Below are 21,612 nucleotides of genomic sequence, written 5' to 3'. Positions count from 1 at the left end.
GCTCAGATGGTGAAGGCCAGGTTGCGCACCAGTCGGTTGCCCAGTTCCGCGTCGCCGGAGATGGTGAATTCACCTTGGTGCGCATCGGCCGTGGTCCGTCCACCGCGCAGCCGAGCGAATAGGCCGGAGCCCATCCGAACCACCACGGCGGCGGGCGCGTCCAATTCCTCGACGATATTGGCACGGCCCTGCACCGCGACGTGCAGCGTCTGCGGTAACGGGCCGGTCAGCTCGAATGTAAGGCACGATCCCTCCGGCGCGCGTGCACCCTTCGCCACCGCCCGCCCGATGGTCGCGGTGAGTTCGCCGAAGGCCCGCGCGGCGCGCGGCCCGCCCTCGTCGACGGAAACGCGGAGCCCGTCGGCGATATCCACTTCGTGCATCCAGCAGTCGAACAGTCTTATCCGCATGAACCGGCCATAGCTGACCTTGCCGATCGGGGACACGGTCTCGGCCTGCCATTGCGCATCATCGAAGGATGCGAGCGCCGTGCGCCTGCGCTCGGTGACCTCGCGATACAGCTCGAGCAGTCGTTTACCCGAGAGCGGTCGCAGCCGGTCGACCCAGATCTCGTTGAGTACGCCGGACTCGTTGCGCACATGCGACAGCGTGGTCACGTCGGTTTTGGGCCGGATCGGATCGTGTGCGGGCGGGCGCTCACCGAGCAGCCAGGATTCCGTGCCGACGATGTGTGCGACCACATCGAACAGCGACCAGCCCGGCAGCGGAGACGGTGTGCGCCAACGCTCTTCGTCGAGATCGGCGACCAGGGTCGCGATCGCCTCCCATTGCTCGGACAGCAGGTCGGTCAGCTCGATCCGCTCCTGGGACAGGTCGGTCATCCTTGCGATCCTTCCTCGGCACTGTTCTCGTCTGCGGGTGCCAATGCCGATATTCCGGCGCGGATGGCGGCCGCGGTGGTCTGCGGGTCGTGTGGGCGCCGCAGCAGCAGTCCGGCGGCGAAGCTCAGCTTGTCGCGGTGCCGGCGCGGTATCACGTGCAGATGGACGTGGGGGACCGTCTGAAAGGCGGCGGTGCCGTCATTGAGGACGAGATTCGCGCCATCCGCGGCCAGCTCGCTGCGCCGGATCGCCAGCGCGAGTCGGTGTCCGGCGCGGAAGATGTCCGCACCCAGATCGGCGTCCAGATCCGCCAATTCGGATGCGTGCCGTTTCGGGATGACCAGGGTGTGGCCGCGGGCGATCGGGCGAATGTCCAGGAACGCGCACAGCGTGTCGTCCTCGTAGACCTTGGTCGCCGGGGCCTGTCCCGCCGCGATGCGGCAGAAGACGCAGTCGTTCACACCGCCGACCATACGGCGTACGACCTACGGGCGACAGACTCGGGCATGATGCCGTCACTATGCGCAGGTATTGCGCCGCACCGACCAGGATTCGAACCTCGGAGTTGGTCGCGAATCGGACATATCGGCGGAATCCGGCCGCAACATGTGACCACCATCTCAGCTAGGCTCACGGCGAGCCGGGTACAGTTGCGAGAATTTGGACGAACTTACTCCAAAGTAGCATCGTTCGGCCGTCGACCGGTTGCTTGAAGCTCAGCCAGAGAAGGAAGTCTGACAAGTGGAGACAACGCAGAGCGTAGGCGACGAGTCGCCGCGCGGAGCGCGTGTCGGAGTCGTTCGCGAGTCAAACGCGGGCGAGCGGCGTGTCGCTTTGGTGCCCAAGATCATTCCGAGCTTGCTGAAGCAGGGTGTGGAGGTGGTGGTCGAAGCGGGCGCCGGGCTCGGCGCGCTCATTCCGGACGCAGCCTACGAAGATGCGGGCGCGACCATTGGCGATCCGTGGTCGGCCGATGTGGTCGTGAAGGTCGCTCCGCCCAGTGACGCCGAGGTGGCGAAGCTGAGCAGCGGACAGACCCTGATCGGCTTCCTCGCCCCGCGCAATGCCGAGAACCAGATTCCCGCGCTGCGAACGGAGGGAGTGCAAGCCTTTGCCGTAGAGGCGATTCCGCGTATTTCGCGTGCCCAGGTGATGGACGCGCTGTCCTCGCAGGCCAATGTCGCTGGTTATAAGGCCGTGCTGCTGGCGGCGTCGGAGTCGACGCGTTTCTTCCCGATGTTGACCACCGCGGCGGGCACGGTGAAACCCGCGACCGTGCTGGTGCTCGGCGTGGGTGTCGCGGGTCTGCAGGCATTGGCGACGGCGAAACGTCTCGGTGGCCGGACCACCGGCTACGACGTGCGCCCCGAGGTGGCCGATCAGGTGCGTTCGGTGGGTGCGCAGTGGCTCGATCTCGGTATCGACGCCGCCGGTGAGGGTGGTTATGCCCGCGAGCTGACCGATGACGAGAAGGCCGAGCAGCAGCAGGCATTGGAGGATGCGATCAAGGGTTTCGACGTGGTGATCACCACCGCGTTGGTGCCGGGTCGTCCCGCACCGCGCCTGGTGACCGCCGCGGCGGTGGCGGGGATGAAGCCCGGCAGTGTGATCGTGGACTTGGCCGGTGAGACCGGCGGCAATTGCGAGCTGACCGAACCCGGGCAGACCGTGGTCAAGCATCAGGTGACGATCGCATCGCCGTTGAATCTGCCCGCGACCATGCCCGAGCATGCCTCGCAGTTGTACTCGAAGAATATTGCGGCACTGCTGGAGCTGATGTTGGTCGACGGGAAACTCGCGCCCGACTTCTCCGATCAGGTGCTCGCCGACTCCTGCGTCACTCGTGAGCAAGGCTTGCCGAGCGAACCGACAAGCGAAAGCGTGGATGCCTGATGTACACCGAACTGCTAGCCAATATCGCGATCCTGGTGTTGTCCGGGTTCGTCGGGTTCGCCGTCATCTCCAAGGTCCCCAATACCCTGCACACCCCACTCATGTCGGGTACCAACGCCATTCACGGCATCGTCGTGCTCGGTGCGTTGGTAACCCTCGGCAATGTGCAGGATCCCTCGATCCTGACCCAGATCATTCTGTTCGTCGCGGTCGTGTTCGGAACGCTGAACGTCATCGGCGGTTTCGTGGTGACCGACCGGATGCTGGGAATGTTCAAGGGCAAGAAGGCCGCACCGGTGCAGGCTGCCACAGCGGAGCGGTCGGAGAGGGCAGCGTGATGCATACCTTCGACAATGTGACCTATCTGGTCAACGGGCTCTACATCATCGCGTTCGCGATGTTCATCTACGGTCTGATGGGCTTGACCGGCCCGAAGACCGCGGTGCGCGGCAATCTGATCGCCGCGGTCGGCATGGTGATCGCCGTGGTGGCGACCTTGATTTCGATCCGCCACACCTCGAACTGGATTCTGATCGTCGCCGGGCTCGTGGTCGGTGTGGTGCTGGGTGTGCCGCCCGCGCGCTACACCAAGATGACCGCTATGCCGCAGCTGGTGGCCGCATTCAACGGTGTCGGTGGTGGCACGGTCGCGTTGATCGCGTGGTCGGAATTCATCAACTCCCAGGGTTTTTCGCATTTCGATGAAGAACCCACCGTGCACATCGTGATCGGTTCGCTGTTCGCGGCGATCATCGGGTCGGTGTCGTTCTGGGGTTCGCTGATCGCATTCGGCAAACTGCAGGAGATCCTGCCCGGACGTCCGATCGGGATCGGCAAATTCCAGCAACCCTTGAACCTGCTTTTGCTGGTGGGTGCGATCGCGGCCGCGGTGGTGATCGGTATCGGCGCCACCGGTGATGGTGTGCCCCAGTACTGGATGATCGCGGTACTCGTGCTCGCCGGTGTGCTCGGTTTGATGGTCGTGCTACCCATCGGCGGCGCGGATATGCCGGTGGTCATCTCGCTGCTGAATGCGTTGACCGGTTTGTCCGCCGCCGCCGCGGGTTTGGCGCTGGGCAACACCGCCATGATCGTGGCGGGCATGATCGTCGGCGCGTCCGGCACCATCCTCACCAATTTGATGGCCAAGGCGATGAACCGTTCCATCCCCGCCATCGTCGCGGGTGGCTTCGGTGGCGGTGGTACCGCTCCCAGCGCCGGTGGTGGTGAGCAGAAGCAGGCCAAGGCCACCTCCGCCGCGGATGCCGCGATCCAGATGGCGTATGCCAATCAGGTCATCGTGGTCCCCGGCTACGGCATGGCAGTCGCGCAGGCCCAGCACGCGGTCAAGGAAATGGCCGCGCTGTTGGAAGCCAAAGGTGTGGAGGTCAAATATGCCATCCACCCCGTCGCCGGTCGCATGCCCGGCCACATGAACGTCCTGCTCGCCGAGGCCGAGGTCTCCTACGACGCGCTCAAGGAGATGGACGACATCAACGGCGAATTCGGCCGCACCGATGTGGCTTTGGTGATCGGCGCCAACGACGTCACCAACCCCGCCGCCCGCGAGGACTCCTCCTCCCCGATCTACGGAATGCCCGTCCTCAATGTCGACCAGGCCAAGAGCGTGATCGTGCTCAAGCGTTCCATGAACAGTGGTTTCGCCGGCATCGATAACCCCCTCTTCTACGCCGACCACACCTCCATGCTCTTCGGCGACGCCAAGAAGTCCGTCGGAGCCGTCACCGAAGAACTCAAGGCTCTGTAAGTACCTGCGCGCGAAAGCCCGCTTCCGTTCGTGGAAGCGGGCTTTCGTCATCGCAAGTGTCGTTCGCGCGCTTCGACCGCGTCCTTGGCCTCCCGCAGGCCGCAGCCGGTGAGATCGCGATAGACCTTGATCGCGTGGATCTTTTTGCCCTGCCGAATGAGTTCGTCGATTTCCTCATGGGGTGTCAGGTCTTGGCTCGGGAGACCGAGATGTTTGATGATCAAGTCGAGCTTGCGTTCGAGGCGATCGATCCGTGCCTCGAGTCTGTTGTTGTCGAACATCTCTCGAACTTACCGATACCGATGCTATTCGCGCGGGCTGTCGAGGGCGTCCCTGACGAGGCGGAGTAGACGATCCGGTTGATCCGGATCGGTGCCGTGTCGTGCTGCCAGGGCAATCCCCGCGACCAGTTGGATCACATCGTCGATGGCGACATCCGCGCGGATGCTGCCACTGCGCTGTGCCCTGGTGAGCAGGGCGGCACCGGATCGGTGGATGGCCTGCTGGCAGTCGAAACCCAGGTCGACCGGTCCGGCCAGGACCGCGCCGCCCAGGCCGTGGTCGGTCCGGGCGTGCACGAGTAGGGCGCGCAGCCACGCGGAGAGTGCCGCTGTCGGCTCGTGCGACGCCAGTTCTTCGGCTTGGCCACAGAGCTTTTCGATCCGCTCGGTCAGCACAGCGGCCTGTAGTGCTTGCCGGTTGGGGAAGTGCCGGTAGAGGGTGCCCGGGCCGACACCCGCGCGACGGGCGATGTCATTGAGCGAGGCATCCGGACCTTCTTGCGCGAATGCCGCTGTCGCCGCTTCGAGTACACGTTCGTAGTTCCGCTGAGCATCGACCCGCATGCGCACCCCTTGTTAACCGGAGAAGTTCTCCGCTATCGTACCGACACGAAAGCGGAGAACTTCTCCGGTTTATTGTTGGGAGCGCGATGATGGTGGAACATGAACTCGGCGGCGTCGGCATCTGGACCTTCGCATTCGACGGACAACCGGTGGGGCGGGTGCGCGAGGCCGCCGCCGAGATCGAAGAATTGGGTTACGGCGCACTGTGGTTCGGCGAAGGGTTCGGACGCGATACGGTCGGGCAGGCGTGGCTGTTGCTCGGGGCGACCGAACGGATGGTGGTCGCCGCGGGCATTGCCAATGTGGCACTGCGTGATCCGATGGCCATGGCCACCGCCGAGCGCGCGCTGGGTGAGGCGTTCCCAGGGCGCTATCTGCTCGGACTCGGCGGTCAGCGGGTCGGTGGTCGGTCTACCGAGTTCGGTGGCTACACGATTCCGTCCGGCGGCAAGCCGTTGGCGCTGATGCGTGGCTATCTAGATGCGATGGATGCCGTTCCGCAGCACGGGCTGCCGCCGGACCCGGCGCCACGGCGGGTGCTTGCTGCCCTTGGCCCCAAGATGTTGGCATTGGCCGGCGAGCGGACCTGGGGTGCGCATCCCTATCACGTGCCGGTCGAGTACACCGCCGAGGCGCGGCGGATCATCGGACCGGAGGCATTTCTGGGTGTCGAGCAGGTCGTCGTCCTCGATGCCGATAGATCGCGCGCCCGGGAGGTGGCCAGGGCGCACGTCGGGGGCTATCTCGAATCCGCGCCACATCAGGTGGCCAATGTGCGCCGCCTCGGTTTCGGGGACGAGGACATCACGGGTGGCCCGAGTTCGCGCCTGGTGGATTCGGTTGTGGCGTATGGGGATATCGATGTGATCGGCGAGCGCGTCCGGCAGCATTTGGATGCCGGGGCCGATCATGTTTGTCTGCAGGTGCTGCCCGCGGATCCGGCGGCGCTACCGCTGCCGCAATGGCGCGAGCTCGCCGCGCTTGCCCGGGATTCGTCATTCGCGTGAGTGTCTGATCGCGCTAATGCTGTTGTGGTGCGACCGCACCCGCGTAGCGACAGCAGAGCAGGACGGCGATCAAGGGGACGACCATTGCGGTGGTGAGTGGTACCAGGGCCGTCAGCCAGCCGATGATGGAGGGTCCGGCGAGCAGGCCGAGGTAGCCGAGGCTGAATACCCGCGACATATCGGTAGCCGCCGTGGATGAACCGAGATTGCCCGCGGCGGTGAAGATTTGCGGGATGCCGCCGGAGAGGCCGAGGCCGCATATCGCCCAGCCGAGCAGCGTCAACGGCACCCAATCCGAAGCCATGATCAGGACCAATCCGAATGCGGCGAGCAACGTGCCGTAGCGGACAATGGCGACGCGGCCGAAGGCGCCCGCGACCCGGTCGGCGATGAATCGGCCCGCGGTCATGGTGCAGGAGAATGCGCCGAATGCCAGTGCGGCGGTGGCATCGTCGACATCGAGATGGTCGCGGACCTGGAGGGCGCTCCAGTCGGCGGCGACGCCCTCGGTGAGAAGTAGGGCGAAGGCGATTGCCGCCAGCGCCAGGACTTTTCGAGAGCGGTTCCGTGTGGGCGTCGACCGGGTTGTTCCGGCCTCATCCGATGTCGTTTCGGACTCGCCACCCGGGTTCTGCGCCTGGCTTGTGCCTTCCGGAATATGGGCGTACCGGCCACTTTCCGGTGATACTTCCGAATTCGATTCTCGCGCAGACGATCCGGTATCGGGCAGCAGACGTGGTACGAGTGCGGCCGTAATCGCCAACCCGGCCACCGCCGCGAGCGACAAGCTCAGACGCACATCCCAGCCCGCGCGCTGTGCGGCCGCACCGAGCAGTGAGCCGACGAATCCGCCACCGGAGAACAATGCGTGGAACGCCGACATGATCGGTCGGTCATAAGTCCGCTCGACATGTACCGCTTGGGTATTCATCGAAACGTCGAGTGCACCATTGCCGAAACCGAAGCAGGCGAGTGCGATCGCCAGGCTTACCGGCCCGGTCGCGAGTCCGGGGCCGAGCACGGATATCGAGGTGATCCCCGCGGCGGCCGCGACCACGGTCCGGCTGCCGAATCGGTCGGCGAGCGGGCCCGCGATGCGCATGCCGACAACGCCCGCACCGGCGAGCATGAGAATGAACATGCCGAGGGTGGAATGCGCGATCCCGGTCCGGTCGGTAATGGCCGGGATGTGCACCACCCACATGGCCACCAGGAAGCCGTTCAGTGCGAACACCATGAATACCGCGGCGCGCGCCAACCGGGTCTGCGGATCGATCGTCGTGGTCGCCACTGATTCGACGGTACCGCGTCGCGGCCCATCTCGTGGCCGCACGGGGAGCCGGCTCGGGACGTCATTGTCCGAAAGCCCGGCTCCACGGATCTCGCCATTGAGATCGGCGTCCGCGCGGCGGTCTTATTCCTTACAACCGCCTACTCGCTCGAGATGTTCCACACACCGGCAGCTGCTGTCTCGACGGCGTAATCGCGGAAATCTTTCGGTTCCCGGCCCAGAGCGCGCTGGACGCCGTCCGCGGTCTTGGTGTTTCGGCCGTCCAGTACCGTGCCGAACAGGTAGTCGAGCAGGCTGATGACGTCGGAGGGCACCTGGTACTCGGTCAGTGCCGCAACGAAATCCGTGCGGGAGATCGGGATGAAGGCGATCTCGCGCCCGGTCGCGCTGGCGATCTCGGTGACGGCCTCGGCGAACGTCAACGACCTGGGGCCGGTCAGTTCGTACAGCTCGCCGCTGTGCCCGTCCGCGGTCAACGCGGCGACCGCGACATCGGCGATATCGTCGGCGTGCACGAACGGTTCCGGCACATCGCCATTGGGCAGCGCCACCACACCCGCGAGCACATAGTCCAGGAATGCGCCTTCGCTGAAGTTCTGTGCGAAGAAGCTGCAGCGCACGATGGTCCAGTCGAGACCCGAGCCCTGCACGATCTGCTCACACTCCACCGCCTCCGGTTCGCCGCGTCCGGACAGCAGTACGAGCTTGCGCACACCATTGGCCTTGGCCGCATTGGTGAACGCCTGGATGGTCGCGGGTGCACCCGGCACCGCCAGATCCGGCTGGAAGGCGATGTACACCGCGTCCACTTCGAACAGCGCCGGAGCCCAGGTAGTGCGGTCGGCCCAGTCGAAGGGGATCTCGGCAGTGCGGGAACCGATCCGGACCGGATGACCGGCCTGCCGGAGCCGGGTCGCGACCCGGCTACCGGTCTTGCCGGTACCGCCGGTGACGAGGATGAGGCGTTGGGGGGAGCTGCTGTTTGTCATGTTTCCATTACATCGGCACGGCCCGCGACGAAACATAGCTCAGCGACTCGTGATCATGCGTCAGCGTCTACTGTTTGTCGTGTGGATGCGCTCGCCAGTCTGCTCGAAGGTCCACGCGCCCGAGGTGCGTTCATCATGTGTTCGTTGCTCGATCCGCCGTGGTCGCTGCGCATCCAGGACCGGGCGCCGCTGGCGGTGGTATCGATGATCCGCGGCACGGCCTGGATCATGACCGAGGCGGCGGGCAGTAAGCCGCGGCAGATCAGCGCGGGCGATATCGCGATCTTTCGCGGACCCGATCCCTATACGGTCGCGGACGATCCGGCCACCGCACCGCAGATCTTTATCGATCCAGGCAATATCACCAAGACGAGCGACGGTGAAATCCTTTGCGAGACATTGAGTCTCGGTGTCCGTCAGTGGGGGACCGATACGAACGGCGCCACCCTGATGGTGACCGGCACCTATGAGTCCGCGGGTGCGGCCAGCCAGCGGCTGCTGCGCGCCCTGCCATCCGTGATCATCTTGCAGCGCGGCGATTTCGACACCCGGCTGCTCGACATCCTGGTCGACGAGGCCACCAAGGACGAGCCCGCACAGGGCGTCGTGCTGGACCGGCTGCTCGATATGGTGCTGATCGCGGCCCTGCGCGCCTGGTTCACGCGCAATGACGCGCCCGCCTGGTACCACGCCTACAGTGATCCGCTGGTCGGCAAGGCGCTGCGGCTGCTGCAGCACAATCCGGCGCACGGCTGGACGGTCGCCAGCCTGGCAGAGGCGGTCGGGGTGTCGCGGGCGGCGCTGGCCCGCCGGTTCACCGATCTGGTCGGTGAACCGCCGATGGCGTTCCTCACCGAATGGCGCCTGGCCCTGGCCGCCGATCTGCTACAGGAATCCGATGCCACCATCGAATCCATTGCCCGCCAGGTCGGCTACGGCAGTGCGTTCGCGTTGAGCACGGCATTCAAACGGCATTTCGGCGTGAGTCCGCGCGACCACCGGCAGGGCAGCACCCCGGCTGAGCTATCGTCGGCCGGGTGACGCAGCAGTATCCAGTCCTCTGGCCGATGCCGACCCGCTGGGCCGATAACGACCACTACGGCCACGTGAACAACGTGACGTACTACTCGTACTTCGACACCGCGGTCAATGCTTGGCTCATGCACGCCACCGGCACGGATATCCGCGAGCTGCCCGCCCTCGGCGTGGTCGCCCAGACCTCCTGCCAGTACCACGGCTCCCTGAGCTTTCCGGACCAACTTCAGGTCGGCCTGCGCGTCTCCCGCCTCGGCCGCTCCAGCATCACCTACGACCTGGCCATCTTCCGCGAAGCCGACGACACCCTGGAGCTCGCCGCCACCGGCACCTTCGTCCACGTTTACGTAGACAACGAAACCCGCAAATCAGTAGAAATCCCAGAAATAATCCGCACCGCCGCAACCAGTCTCGTCACCGACTGAACCGTGCTGGACGATGTCGGCGCAGAAGATGTTTCCATGGCTGATCAGCGAGTATTGACGGCTGCGGTGCACCAGGAAGAGGACTGGTATGTCGCGCAGTGCCTCGAGGTCGATGTGGCCAGTCAGGGCCAGACGATCGAGGAGGCGCTGACCAATCTCCGCGAAGCGGTCGCGCTCTGCCTCGCCGAGGCACCCGAGCCCCAGCTCGCCGCCACGCCATTGGTGACTTCATTCCAGATTCCCGGTACAGCGGCGTGAGTCCGGCGCTCTCGGACCTTCCGGTGCGGAAGGTCTTGCGGGTCTTGGGTCAGTCGGCTTCGAACACGTCCGAACGGCAGGCAGTCATGCCGTCTATCGTCGCGAGGACGGCAGGACCGTGGTGGTGCCGCTGCACGCCACGGTCAAGCGCAGCACCCTGGCCTCGATCCTTCGACAGGCCGGAATGACGGCTACCGAATTCCTCAATCTGCTGTAAATCCCTCATGTCCTCGGCGGTGCGGACTCCGATTGCACTCGGTTCGTCGGATCAGGCTCGTAGCGAGCGGTCGGTGGATCCGGCGAGCCGGTCCAGCAGCGGTGCGGTGCGCGGTCCGACGAATTGCTGCATTACCAACGCCATATTGGTGCGTTCCACCCCGGGGATCTTCAATATCTGCCCGGCGATTCGGTACAGGTCGTCCGCATCCTGCGCCACGACTCGTACGGTGAGATCGGTCAGTCCGGTCATGCCGCACACCTCGGTCACCTCCGGCACTCGGGCGAGTTCGCCGACTACCGAATCCAAGCGATGCTGATCGACGACGACGGCGACGAAAGCCGCCAGCGGGTAGCCGAGCGCCTGGGGTTGCACTCGGCGTTCGAAGCTGGCGAGCACACCGCTCGCCTCCCAGCGCGACAGCCGCGCCTGCACGGTATTGCGGGACAACCCGAGCCGGGTGGCCAGCTCGACACCGGTGGCGCGTGGGTTGGCGACCAGCTCGAGCAGCAGCCGCGCGTCGGTGGCGTCCAGGGTGACGTCGGCGGGTTCTCTACTGGTCATAAAACGCAGTATGACATCAGAACGCGAATGGGATTTGGGCATTCTGCTTACTCGCGTATCGATCACTTGCGCACTTCGCCTCCTGGTGGATGCTATGTGATGTGGGGCACATCAGCCCTGCGTTTGCAGTCAGGAGGCGATCCCGAATGACGAACAAAACCGACTATCCGGTTCAGCTGGTTCAACCCGACGGCCGCCGCGTATTCGACCGAGAACACGCCGCCCTGATCGTCGATATCGGGCCCGCACAGCTGCGCGCGATGTACACAGACCTGGTCGTCACCCGCCGGATCGACACCGAGGCAACCGCGCTGCAACGCCAGGGCCAGCTCGGACTGTGGGCGCCGATGCTCGGGCAGGAGGCCGCCCAGGTCGGCTCGGCATACGCTCTGCGCCCCGACGACTATGTCTTCTGCAGCTACCGTGAACACGCGGTCGCCTACTGTCGCGGCGTCCATCCCACCGAACTCACCCGGATGTGGCGCGGGGTCGCGCACTCCTGCTGGGATCCAGACGCGGTCAATATGACCAACCCGAATATCATCGTCGGCTCGCAGGGCCTGCACGCGACCGGTTACGCCTGCGCCGCCCACCTCGACGGCGCGGAGATCGCGACCATCGCCTACTTCGGTGACGGCGCCTCGAGTCAGGGCGATCTCGCCGAGGCATTGGGCTTCGCCGCCAGCTGGGGTGCGCCGGTCGTATTCTTCTGCCAGAACAACCATTGGGCGATCAGTTCTCCGGTCCGGATCCAGAGTGCGACCCCGATCGCGCGGCGCGCCTACGGTTATGGAATTCCCGGCCTCCAGGTCGACGGCAACGATGTGCTCGCCGTTCTCGCGGTCACCAGACAGGCCGCGACTCGCGCCCGCACCGGTGGCGGACCGTCGTTCATCGAGGCGCTGACCTATCGGATGGGTCCGCACACCACCGCCGACGACCCGTCCCGCTACCGCTCCACCGCCGAGACCGAGGAGTGGGCGCGCCGCGATCCGATCGCGCGGCTGCGCAAACTGCTGGAGCGAGAGGAGCTGTGGGACACGGCATTCGAGCGCCACGTCGATGCGAGCGCCGATGAAGTCGCGCACCAGGTGCGCACCGCGACCATCGATATGCCGGATCCGGCACCATCGCAGCTGTTCGATCACGTCTATGCCACCCCGCATCCGCTGATCACCCAGGAGCGGAGCGAGTACGCGGCGTATCTGGCCGGCGATCCCGGTGAGATCACCGCGCGACCGGAAGGAGTCCGCACATGATCGCGACCTTCGCCACGGCGCTCAATGCCGGGCTGCGACGGGCCATGGACGACGATCCGAAAGTCGTATTGATGGGCGAGGATATCGGTCGTCTCGGTGGGGTTTTCCGGGTGACCGATACGCTACAAAAGGATTTCGGGAACAACCGCGTCATCGATACGCCGCTGGCCGAATCCGGCATTGTCGGAACGGCTTTCGGCATGGCACTGCGCGGCTACCGGCCGGTATGCGAGATTCAATTCGACGGCTTCGTCTATCCAGCCTTCGACCAGATAGTTTCGCATGTCGCCAAGATCCACTACCGGACGCAGGGAAAGGTGATCGCGCCCATGACGATTCGCATTCCGTTCGGCGGCGGAATCGGTTCGGTGGAGCATCACTCGGAGTCACCGGAGGCGTATTTCGCCCATACCGCCGGACTGCGCGTCGTGACGCCGAGCAATCCCGCCGACGCGTATTTCATGATCCGCCAGGCGATCGCGCTCGATGATCCGGTGATCTTCTTCGAACCCAAGCGGCGCTACTGGGATAAGGCCGAGGTCGATTTCGATGCCGAGGCCATGCCGCTGGACCGGGCCCGCGTTTGCGTCAGCGGTACCGACGCCACTCTCGTCGCTTACGGCGGCACCGTGGCCTCGGCCATGACCGCCGCGAAAATCGCCGCCGAGGAAGGGCATTCGCTCGAGGTGGTCGATCTGCGCAGTTTATCGCCGATCGATTTCGACACGATCGCGGCTTCGGTGGCCAAAACCGGCAGGTTGATCGTGACGCACGAAGCGCCGGTCTTCGGCGGGCTCGGCGCCGAGATCGCCGCGCGGATCACCGAGCGCTGCTTCTACTACCTGGAGGCGCCGGTACTGCGCGTCGGCGGCTTCGACATCCCCTACCCCCCGGCTAAGCTCGAAAAGCACCACCTGCCGGATCCGGACCGCATCCTCGCCGCGGTCGATCGCTCACTTGCCGCCTGACCATCGCTCACTCCGGAGGTGCCCCAGTGGAAGATCGTGCCCTCGAGGAAGACCAGAGCAATATCCTGGAATTCCGGCTACCCGATCTCGGCGAGGGACTGGCCGATGCGGAGTTGGTGGCGTGGTCGGTGGGTGTCGGTGACACGGTGCAGTTGAATCAGACGATCGCCGACGTGGAGACGGCCAAGGCAGTGGTGTCGCTGCCGTCGCCGTTTTCGGGCACGGTGGTCGAATTGCTCGCTCAGCCCGGCGAGACGGTCGCGGTGGGAGCGCCGCTCATCCGGGTGCGAAATGATCTGGCGGTCGCGTCTGAGCAGGAAGCCGCGAACGGGCGGACCTCGGTACTGGTCGGATACGGGCCCGAAGGCGAGACGGTGTCTCGGCGGCGTCGACCCGCGGGAGAATCGCCTGCGCCGCAGGCGAGTTCGGCTGTCGAGCCGGTCGAGTCGGGAATGGGCCGGGCGGCGGCGACCCCGGGGGCGCGCAAACTCGCCAAGGAACTCGGTATCGACCTCTGGTACGTCGCCGGTTCGGGCCCCGACGGTGCGGTGACGGTCGAGGATGTGCGCGGTGCGGTTCCGGTATCGCAGCCGCGCGCCACCGTGACCGACACCGACGGCCCGGCCACACCACGGACGTCCTCGGTTACCGATCCGAATGCGGGCATCGAGCGCCCCGCATCCCGCGAGGAACGCACCCCGATCAGCGGTATCCGCAAACGCACCGCGGCCGCCATGGTGGCGAGCGCGCGCACCATCCCACAGGCCAGCACCTTCGTCACCATCGACTTCACCGCATCGATGGAACTGCTCGACCACCTGCGTTGCACCAAATCCTTCGAGGGGCTGGCGCTGACGCCGCTGGCCCTGGTCGCCAAATCCGTACTCGCCGCACTCGCGGAATATCCGGGCATCAACGCCTGCTGGGACGAGGCGAATCAGGAGATCGTCACCAAGCACTATGTGAATCTCGGTGTCGCCGTCGCCACCGAACGCGGTCTGCTGGTGCCCAATCTCAAGGAAGCCCAGGCACTGAGCCTGCGCGACCTGTGCCGGGAAATCGGCTGGCTCGCCGAGACAGCGCGGTCGGGCGGCGCCACCCCGACCGACCTGCGCGGCGGCACATTCACCATCACCAATATCGGCGTCTTCGGTGTCGATGCCGGTGTTCCGCTGGTCAATCCGAGTGAGGCCGCGATCCTGTGCCTCGGCTCGATTCGCAAGCGTCCGTGGGTATTCCGTGACGAACTCGCCATTCGGTGGGTCACCACCATCGGTATCAGTTTCGACCATCGGATGATCGATGGTGAACTGGCGTCGCGCTTCCTCGCGACCGCCGCCGGATTGCTCGAGGATCCATTGACTTTGCTGAGCCGTTTGTAGTCGGTGGATACACCGTCGGCTGCGTGTTCATCCGGCGCCATCATCATTATGCGAAGTCGATTTCATGCGTGAGCCGCATCGTGCAGTCGCGGAATATTGCAGCCCACAGACGTCCGAGTGTGTCAGCATGGTGTGTCTCCACTGGCAACGTTTTGGTGCACCTGAAGTTCGGATCGTCGGCGAGTTCTTCAGGAGCGGATCAGCGCACTCTGCATGTCCCTGATGTGTGTCCATCAGACCGGAGGTCACTTGGTGTCGGCTGGCGAGGAGTTCTGGTGATGGATGCCGAGCATGTGCCTGTATTGATCGTCGGCGCCGGGGCGGGCGGACTGGCAACGTCGGCGTTGCTCGCCAAGCACGGGGTTCGGTCGCTGCTGGTCGAAAAGCGACGCGAGATATTCATCTACCCCAAAGCCCGCAATTTGAGCTTCCGGAGCCTGGAGATCCTTCGTGGCCTCGGGCTGGCTGACGAAGTGCACGCCCTCGCTTCAGACGCTTCCAACATGGTCGTCAAGCCGACTCTGAACAGCCCCGAACAAGAACAAGCTTTCGACGTCGACGCCATCTTCTCCCCCTTCGACGAGCTCAGCCCCGAGCCGTCCGCGCAATACTTCCCGCAGAGCAAACTCGAGCCGCTCCTGCTCGCCTACACCCGCGGGCATGGGAGCGAGGTGCGCTACGGGACGGCGCTGTCGTCGTTCGAGCAGGACCCCAGCGGTGTCACAGCGGTACTGCGCGAACTGGATTCAGGCAAGTCGCATACGGTCCGGGCCGACTATCTGGTCGCCGCCGAAGGTGTGCGCAGCCATATTCGCGACACGTTGGGGGTGCCCACCTCCGGGTACGGTCCGATACCGATCTTCGTCGTCTACGTCTACTTCCGCGCGCCTTGGCGGCAATTGCTTCCCGAGTTGGGGGACGGAGACGGCGTTCAGGTCAAGAACGCCGAGGTGGAAGGCATATTCCTGGTGGCACAGGGGGATCTCGGCGTGTTCATCATGACGTACTTCCCCCGCAGGGGAGAGACCGCCGAGCAGTTCACCCCGCAGCGCTGTCACGACATGCTCCTTGCGGCCATCGGTGCGCCGATGGAGGTGCAGATCGTCGATATCGTGCCGTGGCAGCCCTGCGAGCAGGTGGCCGCGCAGTTCCAGCATGGACGGGTCCTTCTGGTCGGCGACACGGCGCACACCATGCCGCCGTTCAAGGCCGGGGGCGCCAACGTTGCCATCCAGAGTGCACACAATCTGGCCTGGAAACTGGCTGCAGTCCTCGACGGTACGGCCGGACCGGGCTTGCTGACCACCTACCACGCCGAGCGGCACCCGGTGGGACGTTTTTGCGCACGCCAGTCGCTGACCGGGCCGGCTCTGGCGTTCCTCCGGTTGGACGATGACAGACCGCAGCTCCCAGCAGGCGAGGAGCGACCGCTGTTCTCCATGCTCGCGGGTTACCGATACTGGTCGGCAGCGGTGGTGACCGGCGAGCCCGCGCCGGACGACCCCGACGCCGTGTCATTGGTCGACGAGTTGCGAGCACAACCCGGCACCCGGGTGCCGCATGTCTGGTTGCGGCGAGACGGGGAGCGCGCCTCGACGCTCGACCTGCTGGGTCCCGGGTTCACCGTGTTCGCCGGGGACGACGGGGCGAGGTGGTCCGTCGCCGCAGCCTCGACGTCATCCGACCTGGGAGTGCCCATCGCTGTGCATTGCATCGGCTCCGCCGGCGATGCCGTCGACACCGCCGGCGCGTGGGCGGCAGCCACCGGGCTGGCCTCGTCCGGGGCCCTGTTGATCCGGCCGGACGATTTCGTCGGTTGGCGAGCAGACGAGATGCCCGCAGACCCCGCCTCCGCCTTGCGGCGTGCACTCTCGGCCATCCTGGACCGAGCTTGACGTTCTAGCCAGATCAGCTGGTCGAAGCCGCACGGCTGTGTCCACCGGCCCACGCTCTCGGGCCGGATGTAGTCACGCCTCCGGGGCGCCGTAGTGTGCGGCGATGTCCTGGGAGCCACTCCATCGGCTGTAGGTGGGCGACTGTGGCCAACCCTGCGGCGAGTCCTGCCATTGCTCCTGCCGCCCGTACGGCAACAAGTCGATCAGCGCGAAGCTGTAACTGAGTTGCTCGGTGCCGCGGCCGTTGGTGTGCCAGGTGCGATAGACCTTGTCGCCGTCGCGCAGGAATACGTTGACCGCGAATCCCCCGCCGGGCGGCGCGCCGACGTCGGTGCCGAATGTACTGTTCGCCGTGGAATACCAGGGCATTGTGTTTCCGACCCGCCGCTGGTATGTGAGTGCCTCGTCGATCGGCCCCTGGGTGACGATGACGAACCGGGCATCGTAGTTGTCCAGGAATCTCAACCGGGTGAACTGTGAGGTGAACGAGGTACAACCACCGCACTGCCACTTCTCGCCCGGGAACCACATGTGGTTGTAGACGATGAGCTGTGACCTACCGTCGAAGATCTCCGCCAGCCGGACCGGTCCGTCCGCGCCCTCGAGGGTGTACTCGGGCATTTCGACCATCGGCAGGCGGCGCCGCTGGGCCGCGATCGCATCGAGTTCTCGAGTCGCTGCCTTTTCCCGGATACGCAGCGCGTCGAGTTGGTGCTGCCAGGTGTCGGCATCGACGATGGGCGGCAGGGTATTCATGGTGTTCCTCCCTGATCATGTTGCGTTTGCAGATATAGACTCCGCCCGGTCGAGGAACTGATCGGTCGCCGAAAAAGTCGCGGAACTCGCCGAGATGGGCTCGTTACTACCCCTTGGCGCCATTTTCGGAACATACTGGTATATCCGCTGGTCATCGCATGAGAACCGTAGTTGGGCGTCAACGGAAAGCGGAGGGCAAAAGCATGACGATTCTGCTCCAGGTACTCGAGCAGAGCTTCACGCCGACCACGCCATGGGAACGGCGCAAATTCACCTTTGTCAATGCCGACAAGGTCGTCGGCATGCGACTGGACGGCCAGTCCGGCGTCTGGCTGGACCTGTCCCGCCCCGGTGAATCACAGCGTCTGGCCCGCACCCTGGACCCACGTGAAGCGGTCACGTTCCTGATCAACACCTTCGCGAAGATCGCCGAGTGCGAGGAGCGCGGTGGTTCGTGGCTGATCGGGCACGATGGCGCGCATCCTGAGTCCATCTCGGCCACCAGATTCCCGCCGCGGACGAGTGAAGTCGCCGATGACGAACTGCTGGCTCGCGCCTGGCTGTGAGTCCGGACCGGCTCCGATTCGCGCCAGCAGGGTCTGATGAATGTCGGTCCATGCGGGTACATCTGGCACCGTGCCTGCCGAGACCCGACGATGGTTGCCTGCCCTGCTCGCGGCGGTAAGTTTCGCGCTGCCCGGATGCACCGAGCCGGGCGGTGAACCGGTCGCACCCGCACCCTCGGGGATGGCAGCTGGCGGGGTGGGTGAACGCGGGGTGGGTGAACTCAGCACGCCCACCCGGGTTCAGCTCGAAAAATTGCTCGCTTCGGTGCGGGTCGTTGCGGTGCGGGCACATCCCGGCGGTTATGAGCGCGGCTGTCGGGAAGGGCAGCGGTGCGTATTCGGACCGTCGTGGACCGATGACTACGACGGTCCGGGCGGACACGATGGTTGCGATACCCGCAACAACGTGCTGAATGCGCAGCTGAGCGGGGTGAGCTTCCGACCCGGTACCCACGAGTGTGTGGTAACCGCGGGCACGCTCGATGATCCGTACACCGGCGAACGGATCACCTTCAGCAAGGCCGATGCGCGCGATATCCAGATCGACCATGTCTATCCACTGGCCGCGGCCTGGGATTTGGGCGCGGTGCACTGGCCGCTCGAGCGGCGGGTGCGTTTCGCCAACGATGTCGATGTGAATCTGCTGGCCACCGCGGCGCATGTCAACCAGGCCAAGGGCGACAGCACAGCGTCCGAATGGCTGCCGCCCGCGCGCACGAACCATTGTTTCTATGCGGGCAAGTACCTGACGGTGGCGGTCCGATACGACCTACCGGTGACCGCCGCCGACAATGCCGTGCTGAGCGACATTGCCCGCTCATGCCCGTAGCGACCTATTCCCCGGTGGCGACCTGACGTTTCGGGTCGTTCGACCATTGCGACCACGAGCCCGGATACAGGGCCGCTTCGATGCCCGCGGCGGCGAGTGCGGCGACCTGATGGGCCGCGGTCACACCGGACCCGCAGTAGACCGCGACCGGCCCGGACCCGAATGCGGCGAAGCGCTCTCGCAAAGCGTCCACGCTGCGGAATCGGCCGTCGGAGTCGAGGTTCTCCGTGGTCGGTGCGCTGATCGCGCCTGGAATGTGGCCGGCTTGCGGATCGACCGGCTCCACCTCGCCGCGGTAGCGCTCGCTCGCGCGCGCGTCGAGCAGGACGCCGGACCATTTGGCGGCCGCATCGGCATCGATGACCGGCAGCTGACCCGGTTTCATCTCGATATCACCGAGTTCGGGATCGGCTTCCGCGCCGGTGGCGATCGCACCGCCCGAACCGGTCCACGCGGGCAGACCGCCGTCGAGAATCCGCACATCCACGATTCCAGCCCAGCGCAGCAGCCACCAGGCTCGCGCCGCCGCCATGCCACCGGTCGCGTCATAGACGACGACCGGATCGCCGGTACGCAGGCCCCAGCTGCGTGCGCATTTTTCGAGCTGCATGGGATCCGGCAGCGGATGCCGCCCACGCGCCGGCGACGGCGGTGCGGCCAATTCGGTCTCCAAATCGACGAAGACCGCGCCCGGAATATGTCCATCCAGATAATGCTGCGGGCCGTCCGGATCGCCGAGCGCCCAACGCACATCGAGTAGCCGAACCCGTTTATCCGCCAATACTTCCCGAAGTTCATCCGCCGAGATCAGTACCGCGCTCAACAAAGCTCCGTTCCGCCTCTCTGTTCCGCCTCTCCGAATATTCAGGCCATACTAGTAAGGACTACCTTGCCCAGGTACAGGTCCTACGTCATGTGCCACATCAGTTTTGGGCGTACCCGACGAGTTACCCATGTACTCGCCAGATCAGGCGGTATGTTCGCGTTCACATTGGATGTGGATCAGGCGATTCACCCTAGCGGGATGCCGCATCACCCTGGCTGCGTGCTGTGGAATTCAGTCCAGTTTCCAGCGACTGGCTGTGACAACTGGACTGATGACCGGGGAGGATTCCAGAAATGTCCAGGCTTTCCCCGGCGCTCGCCGACACTCCTACCCCGGCCCACCGTGACGCGCGGCTCGCGCAGCCGGTCGGGGCCGGTGTGGTCACCGCGCTGGTCGGATTCACCAGCTCGTTCGCGGTGGTACTGAACGGGTTGACGGCGGTCGGGGCCACCTCGGCACAGGCGGCTTCGGGACTGCTCGCGCTCTGCCTCACCCAGGCCATCGGCATGATGCTGCTGAGTTATCGGTATCGATTGCCGATCACACTGGCCTGGTCGACGCCGGGTGCGGCACTGCTCGCCAGCACCGGTGCGGTCACCGGTGGCTGGGCCGCCGCGGTCGGGGCGTTCGCGATTACCGGTGTGCTGATCGTGATCACCGGACTGTGGCAGCGGCTCGGCAATCTGGTGGCCGCGATTCCGGTGGAGATCGCGCAGGCGATGCTCGCCGGTGTGCTGCTGCCGCTGTGTCTCGCACCGGTGAAGGCCGTGCAGGCCAGTCCGGCGGTGGTGGTGCCGGTGATCGTGGTCTGGCTGGTGCTGCAACGGTTCGCCAAGCGCTGGGCGGTGATCGCGGCCTTCACCGCTGCGGCGATCGGGGCGGGCATCAGTATTGCGGTGCAGCACAAGCATCTCGACCTCGCGGCGATGCGGCCGTCGCTCGAATTGACAGTGCCGCAGTGGAGTTGGCAGGCGGCGATCGGTATCGCCATCCCGCTCTACATCGTCACGATGGCCTCCCAGAACATTCCGGGCACCGCCGTGATGAAGTCCTTCGACTACCAAGTCCCTTGGCGCGCTTCGATGTCCGTCACCGGAATCGGCACCGTTCTGGGCGCACCGGCGGGTGGGCACGCCATCAATCTGGCCGCGATCAGTGCCGCACTCTCGGCCGCCCCCGCCGCGCATCCGGATCCGAAGCGCCGCTGGATCGCGGCCTGCACCACCGGTGCCTGCTATGTGATGCTCGCCCTCGGCTCGGCGGCGCTGGTCACCCTGATCGCCACCGCGCCCAGGGGCACGCTGGAAACCGTTGCGGGCCTTGCCCTGCTGGCCACGCTCGCGGCCGCCGTCGCCGGTGCCCTGAAGTCCGAACAGCATCGCGAGGCCGGCGTTGTCACGTTCCTGATCGCGGCGTCCGGTGTCGGGTTCCTCGGCATCGGTGCGGCCTTCTGGGCCCTGGTCGTTGGTCTTGTCGTGCGCAAGGTGCTCACGCACCGTCAGTAGTTGTCGGTACCCATCGTTACGCTGCGCTGCATAAAAGCAATCGGTACGTTCTCTGTCGCCGCCTTCACCCCAACCGATGTCGTGCCGGATCCGGCCATCACCACCGCGGTGCCGGTCGGCGTCGCGCGGATCGAGAAGGAGTTCGCGGGCGAGATCACCGGCCGGTCCGCGACCCTGTTCACCGCCGCGTTCGACCAGGCGACGGGTGCGGGCGCGTATGTCGCGATGGAATCCTTCGAAGGCGCACTGCACGGTCGCATGGGTAGTTTCAACTTCGCGCATTCGGCGACCACCCACGGCACCGACCGCACCGCCGAATTCTTCACCATCGTGCCGGCCAGCGGCACCGGTGAGCTGGTCGGTATCACCGGTACCGGAGGTCTCAGCGTCGACACCGACGGTGCGCACCACATCTGGTTCGAATACGAACTCGACTGAGCGTCCCGGGCCCGACGGGACGGCCGCAGTCATTGTCGGATCCGCCTGATTGGA

Annotated in this window: 24 protein-coding genes and 1 pseudogene; 16 read left to right on the top strand and 9 right to left on the bottom strand. The window is 65.3% G+C overall.

The features are described 5' to 3' along the window. Nucleotides 1–2: 2 nt before the first annotated feature. A complete protein-coding gene (locus tag AB0J29_RS15560) occupies nt 3–842 on the bottom strand; it encodes a maleylpyruvate isomerase family mycothiol-dependent enzyme (RefSeq protein WP_364785422.1) in 840 nt (279 codons plus the stop codon). After that, on the bottom strand, nt 839–1,303 hold the full coding sequence (locus tag AB0J29_RS15555; protein WP_364785419.1) for an HIT family protein: 465 nt from the start codon (nt 1,301–1,303) through the stop codon (nt 839–841). The genes AB0J29_RS15560 and AB0J29_RS15555 overlap by 4 nt, the downstream gene beginning before the upstream one ends. Before the next feature lie 280 nt (nt 1,304–1,583). Here AB0J29_RS15555 and AB0J29_RS15550 point away from each other — a divergent pair, with 280 nt between their 5' ends. From AB0J29_RS15550 to AB0J29_RS15540, 3 genes are read left to right on the top strand one after another with little or no spacing between them, the layout of a single operon-like run. Next, nucleotides 1,584–2,735 carry a Re/Si-specific NAD(P)(+) transhydrogenase subunit alpha gene (locus AB0J29_RS15550; protein ID WP_364785416.1) on the top strand — a complete coding sequence of 384 codons (1,152 nt, stop codon included), beginning with the start codon at nt 1,584–1,586 and terminating at the stop codon, nt 2,733–2,735. Further along, nucleotides 2,735–3,073, top strand: a complete 339-nt coding sequence (locus AB0J29_RS15545) for an NAD(P) transhydrogenase subunit alpha (RefSeq protein ID WP_364785413.1) — start codon at nt 2,735–2,737, stop codon at nt 3,071–3,073. The genes AB0J29_RS15550 and AB0J29_RS15545 overlap by 1 nt, the downstream gene beginning before the upstream one ends. After that, nucleotides 3,073–4,503: an NAD(P)(+) transhydrogenase (Re/Si-specific) subunit beta gene (locus AB0J29_RS15540; protein WP_364785621.1), complete on the top strand. Its 1,431-nt coding sequence runs from the start codon at nt 3,073–3,075 to the stop codon at nt 4,501–4,503. The genes AB0J29_RS15545 and AB0J29_RS15540 overlap by 1 nt, the downstream gene beginning before the upstream one ends. A 47-nt stretch (nt 4,504–4,550) precedes the next feature. Here AB0J29_RS15540 and AB0J29_RS15535 read toward each other — a convergent pair whose 3' ends face one another. Together AB0J29_RS15535 and AB0J29_RS15530 are read right to left on the bottom strand one after the other, a co-directional pair. Continuing rightward, nucleotides 4,551–4,784 (bottom strand): ribosomal protein L7/L12, encoded by a 234-nt coding sequence (locus AB0J29_RS15535; RefSeq protein WP_364785410.1) that lies wholly within the window; start codon nt 4,782–4,784, stop codon nt 4,551–4,553. A 24-nt stretch (nt 4,785–4,808) separates the two neighbouring features. Continuing rightward, nucleotides 4,809–5,348 (bottom strand): helix-turn-helix domain-containing protein, encoded by a 540-nt coding sequence (locus AB0J29_RS15530; RefSeq protein WP_364785407.1) that lies wholly within the window; start codon nt 5,346–5,348, stop codon nt 4,809–4,811. Between the two features lie 86 nt (nt 5,349–5,434). On the opposite strand from AB0J29_RS15530, the gene AB0J29_RS15525 reads away from it, so the two are divergent. Further along, on the top strand, nt 5,435–6,355 hold the full coding sequence (locus AB0J29_RS15525) for a TIGR03620 family F420-dependent LLM class oxidoreductase (RefSeq protein WP_364785404.1): 921 nt from the start codon (nt 5,435–5,437) through the stop codon (nt 6,353–6,355). 13 nt (nt 6,356–6,368) lie between these two features. Here the strand turns inward: AB0J29_RS15525 and AB0J29_RS15520 are convergent, their stop codons facing one another. Next, the gene (locus tag AB0J29_RS15520) at nt 6,369–7,688 is read right to left on the bottom strand and encodes an MFS transporter (RefSeq protein ID WP_364785401.1); all 1,320 of its coding nucleotides are present in this window, start codon (nt 7,686–7,688) and stop codon (nt 6,369–6,371) included. Nucleotides 7,689–7,786: 98 nt separating this feature from the next. After that, complete coding sequence (locus AB0J29_RS15515; RefSeq protein ID WP_364785398.1) at nt 7,787–8,635, bottom strand: NAD(P)H-binding protein; 849 nt, start codon at nt 8,633–8,635, stop codon at nt 7,787–7,789. Between the two features lie 81 nt (nt 8,636–8,716). On the opposite strand from AB0J29_RS15515, the gene AB0J29_RS15510 reads away from it, so the two are divergent. From AB0J29_RS15510 to AB0J29_RS15495, 4 genes and pseudogenes are all read left to right on the top strand, one after another. Continuing rightward, nucleotides 8,717–9,676, top strand: a complete 960-nt coding sequence (locus tag AB0J29_RS15510; protein ID WP_364785395.1) for an AraC family transcriptional regulator — start codon at nt 8,717–8,719, stop codon at nt 9,674–9,676. 26 nt (nt 9,677–9,702) lie between these two features. Continuing rightward, nucleotides 9,703–10,095 carry a thioesterase family protein gene (locus tag AB0J29_RS15505; RefSeq protein WP_364785618.1) on the top strand — a complete coding sequence of 131 codons (393 nt, stop codon included), beginning with the start codon at nt 9,703–9,705 and terminating at the stop codon, nt 10,093–10,095. A 36-nt stretch (nt 10,096–10,131) separates the two neighbouring features. Beyond that, nucleotides 10,132–10,353 (top strand): type II toxin-antitoxin system HicB family antitoxin, encoded by a 222-nt coding sequence (locus AB0J29_RS15500; RefSeq protein ID WP_364785392.1) that lies wholly within the window; start codon nt 10,132–10,134, stop codon nt 10,351–10,353. 55 nt (nt 10,354–10,408) lie between these two features. Beyond that, nucleotides 10,409–10,570, top strand: a pseudogene (locus AB0J29_RS15495) (type II toxin-antitoxin system HicA family toxin); the annotation flags it as partial. 51 nt (nt 10,571–10,621) lie between these two features. Here AB0J29_RS15495 and AB0J29_RS15490 read toward each other — a convergent pair. Beyond that, nucleotides 10,622–11,134: an Lrp/AsnC family transcriptional regulator gene (locus AB0J29_RS15490; RefSeq protein ID WP_364785389.1), complete on the bottom strand. Its 513-nt coding sequence runs from the start codon at nt 11,132–11,134 to the stop codon at nt 10,622–10,624. Nucleotides 11,135–11,280: 146 nt separating this feature from the next. Between AB0J29_RS15490 and pdhA the strand changes: the two genes are divergently transcribed. From pdhA to AB0J29_RS15470, 4 genes are all read left to right on the top strand, one after another. Then, nucleotides 11,281–12,393, top strand: coding sequence for a pyruvate dehydrogenase (acetyl-transferring) E1 component subunit alpha (pdhA, locus tag AB0J29_RS15485; protein ID WP_364785386.1), 1,113 nt, complete (start codon nt 11,281–11,283; stop codon nt 12,391–12,393). Next, a complete protein-coding gene (locus AB0J29_RS15480) occupies nt 12,390–13,361 on the top strand; it encodes an alpha-ketoacid dehydrogenase subunit beta (RefSeq protein WP_364785383.1) in 972 nt (323 codons plus the stop codon). Before pdhA ends, AB0J29_RS15480 begins: the two co-directional genes overlap by 4 nt. 26 nt (nt 13,362–13,387) lie before the next feature. After that, on the top strand, nt 13,388–14,743 hold the full coding sequence (locus tag AB0J29_RS15475) for a dihydrolipoamide acetyltransferase family protein (RefSeq protein WP_364785380.1): 1,356 nt from the start codon (nt 13,388–13,390) through the stop codon (nt 14,741–14,743). 278 nt (nt 14,744–15,021) lie between these two features. After that, nucleotides 15,022–16,638, top strand: coding sequence for an FAD-dependent monooxygenase (locus AB0J29_RS15470; protein ID WP_364785615.1), 1,617 nt, complete (start codon nt 15,022–15,024; stop codon nt 16,636–16,638). Nucleotides 16,639–16,710: 72 nt separating this feature from the next. Here the strand turns inward: AB0J29_RS15470 and AB0J29_RS15465 are convergent, their stop codons facing one another. Next, on the bottom strand, nt 16,711–17,394 hold the full coding sequence (locus tag AB0J29_RS15465) for a DUF899 family protein (RefSeq protein WP_364785377.1): 684 nt from the start codon (nt 17,392–17,394) through the stop codon (nt 16,711–16,713). Between the two features lie 203 nt (nt 17,395–17,597). Here AB0J29_RS15465 and AB0J29_RS15460 point away from each other — a divergent pair, with 203 nt between their 5' ends. Together AB0J29_RS15460 and AB0J29_RS15455 are read left to right on the top strand one after the other, a co-directional pair. Beyond that, the gene (locus AB0J29_RS15460; protein WP_364506939.1) at nt 17,598–17,960 is read left to right on the top strand and encodes a hypothetical protein; all 363 of its coding nucleotides are present in this window, start codon (nt 17,598–17,600) and stop codon (nt 17,958–17,960) included. Nucleotides 17,961–18,141: 181 nt separating this feature from the next. Then, nucleotides 18,142–18,789 (top strand): HNH endonuclease family protein, encoded by a 648-nt coding sequence (locus tag AB0J29_RS15455; RefSeq protein WP_364785612.1) that lies wholly within the window; start codon nt 18,142–18,144, stop codon nt 18,787–18,789. 4 nt (nt 18,790–18,793) lie between these two features. Here AB0J29_RS15455 and AB0J29_RS15450 read toward each other — a convergent pair whose 3' ends face one another. Beyond that, nucleotides 18,794–19,600: a sulfurtransferase gene (locus tag AB0J29_RS15450; protein ID WP_364785609.1), complete on the bottom strand. Its 807-nt coding sequence runs from the start codon at nt 19,598–19,600 to the stop codon at nt 18,794–18,796. 308 nt (nt 19,601–19,908) lie between these two features. Here AB0J29_RS15450 and AB0J29_RS15445 point away from each other — a divergent pair, with 308 nt between their 5' ends. Then, a complete protein-coding gene (locus AB0J29_RS15445; RefSeq protein ID WP_364785374.1) occupies nt 19,909–21,120 on the top strand; it encodes a benzoate/H(+) symporter BenE family transporter in 1,212 nt (403 codons plus the stop codon). Beyond that, the gene (locus tag AB0J29_RS15440) at nt 21,121–21,558 is read left to right on the top strand and encodes a DUF3224 domain-containing protein (RefSeq protein WP_364785371.1); all 438 of its coding nucleotides are present in this window, start codon (nt 21,121–21,123) and stop codon (nt 21,556–21,558) included. The last annotated feature ends 54 nt before the right edge of the window (nt 21,559–21,612 follow it).

Source organism: Nocardia sp. NPDC049707 (genome assembly GCF_040674855.1).
GTDB lineage: Bacteria > Actinomycetota > Actinomycetes > Mycobacteriales > Mycobacteriaceae > Nocardia.
This window is presented reverse-complemented; position numbering and strand designations above follow the sequence as displayed.

Coding starts and splice junctions, on each gene's coding strand:
- AB0J29_RS15545 (WP_364785413.1), top strand. CDS start 2,735: ATGTACACCGAACTGCTAGCCAATATCGCGATCCTGGTGTTGTCCGGG.
- AB0J29_RS15480 (WP_364785383.1), top strand. CDS start 12,390: ATGATCGCGACCTTCGCCACGGCGCTCAATGCCGGGCTGCGACGGGCC.
- AB0J29_RS15445 (WP_364785374.1), top strand. CDS start 19,909: ATGTCCAGGCTTTCCCCGGCGCTCGCCGACACTCCTACCCCGGCCCAC.
- AB0J29_RS15535 (WP_364785410.1), bottom strand. CDS start 4,784: ATGTTCGACAACAACAGACTCGAGGCACGGATCGATCGCCTCGAACGC.
- AB0J29_RS15500 (WP_364785392.1), top strand. CDS start 10,132: ATGGCTGATCAGCGAGTATTGACGGCTGCGGTGCACCAGGAAGAGGAC.
- AB0J29_RS15540 (WP_364785621.1), top strand. CDS start 3,073: ATGCATACCTTCGACAATGTGACCTATCTGGTCAACGGGCTCTACATC.
- AB0J29_RS15490 (WP_364785389.1), bottom strand. CDS start 11,134: ATGACCAGTAGAGAACCCGCCGACGTCACCCTGGACGCCACCGACGCG.
- AB0J29_RS15525 (WP_364785404.1), top strand. CDS start 5,435: ATGATGGTGGAACATGAACTCGGCGGCGTCGGCATCTGGACCTTCGCA.
- AB0J29_RS15460 (WP_364506939.1), top strand. CDS start 17,598: ATGACGATTCTGCTCCAGGTACTCGAGCAGAGCTTCACGCCGACCACG.
- AB0J29_RS15455 (WP_364785612.1), top strand. CDS start 18,142: ATGGCAGCTGGCGGGGTGGGTGAACGCGGGGTGGGTGAACTCAGCACG.
- AB0J29_RS15470 (WP_364785615.1), top strand. CDS start 15,022: ATGGATGCCGAGCATGTGCCTGTATTGATCGTCGGCGCCGGGGCGGGC.
- AB0J29_RS15560 (WP_364785422.1), bottom strand. CDS start 842: ATGACCGACCTGTCCCAGGAGCGGATCGAGCTGACCGACCTGCTGTCC.
- pdhA (WP_364785386.1), top strand. CDS start 11,281: ATGACGAACAAAACCGACTATCCGGTTCAGCTGGTTCAACCCGACGGC.
- AB0J29_RS15465 (WP_364785377.1), bottom strand. CDS start 17,394: ATGAATACCCTGCCGCCCATCGTCGATGCCGACACCTGGCAGCACCAA.
- AB0J29_RS15505 (WP_364785618.1), top strand. CDS start 9,703: ATGCCGACCCGCTGGGCCGATAACGACCACTACGGCCACGTGAACAAC.
- AB0J29_RS15530 (WP_364785407.1), bottom strand. CDS start 5,348: ATGCGGGTCGATGCTCAGCGGAACTACGAACGTGTACTCGAAGCGGCG.
- AB0J29_RS15515 (WP_364785398.1), bottom strand. CDS start 8,635: ATGACAAACAGCAGCTCCCCCCAACGCCTCATCCTCGTCACCGGCGGT.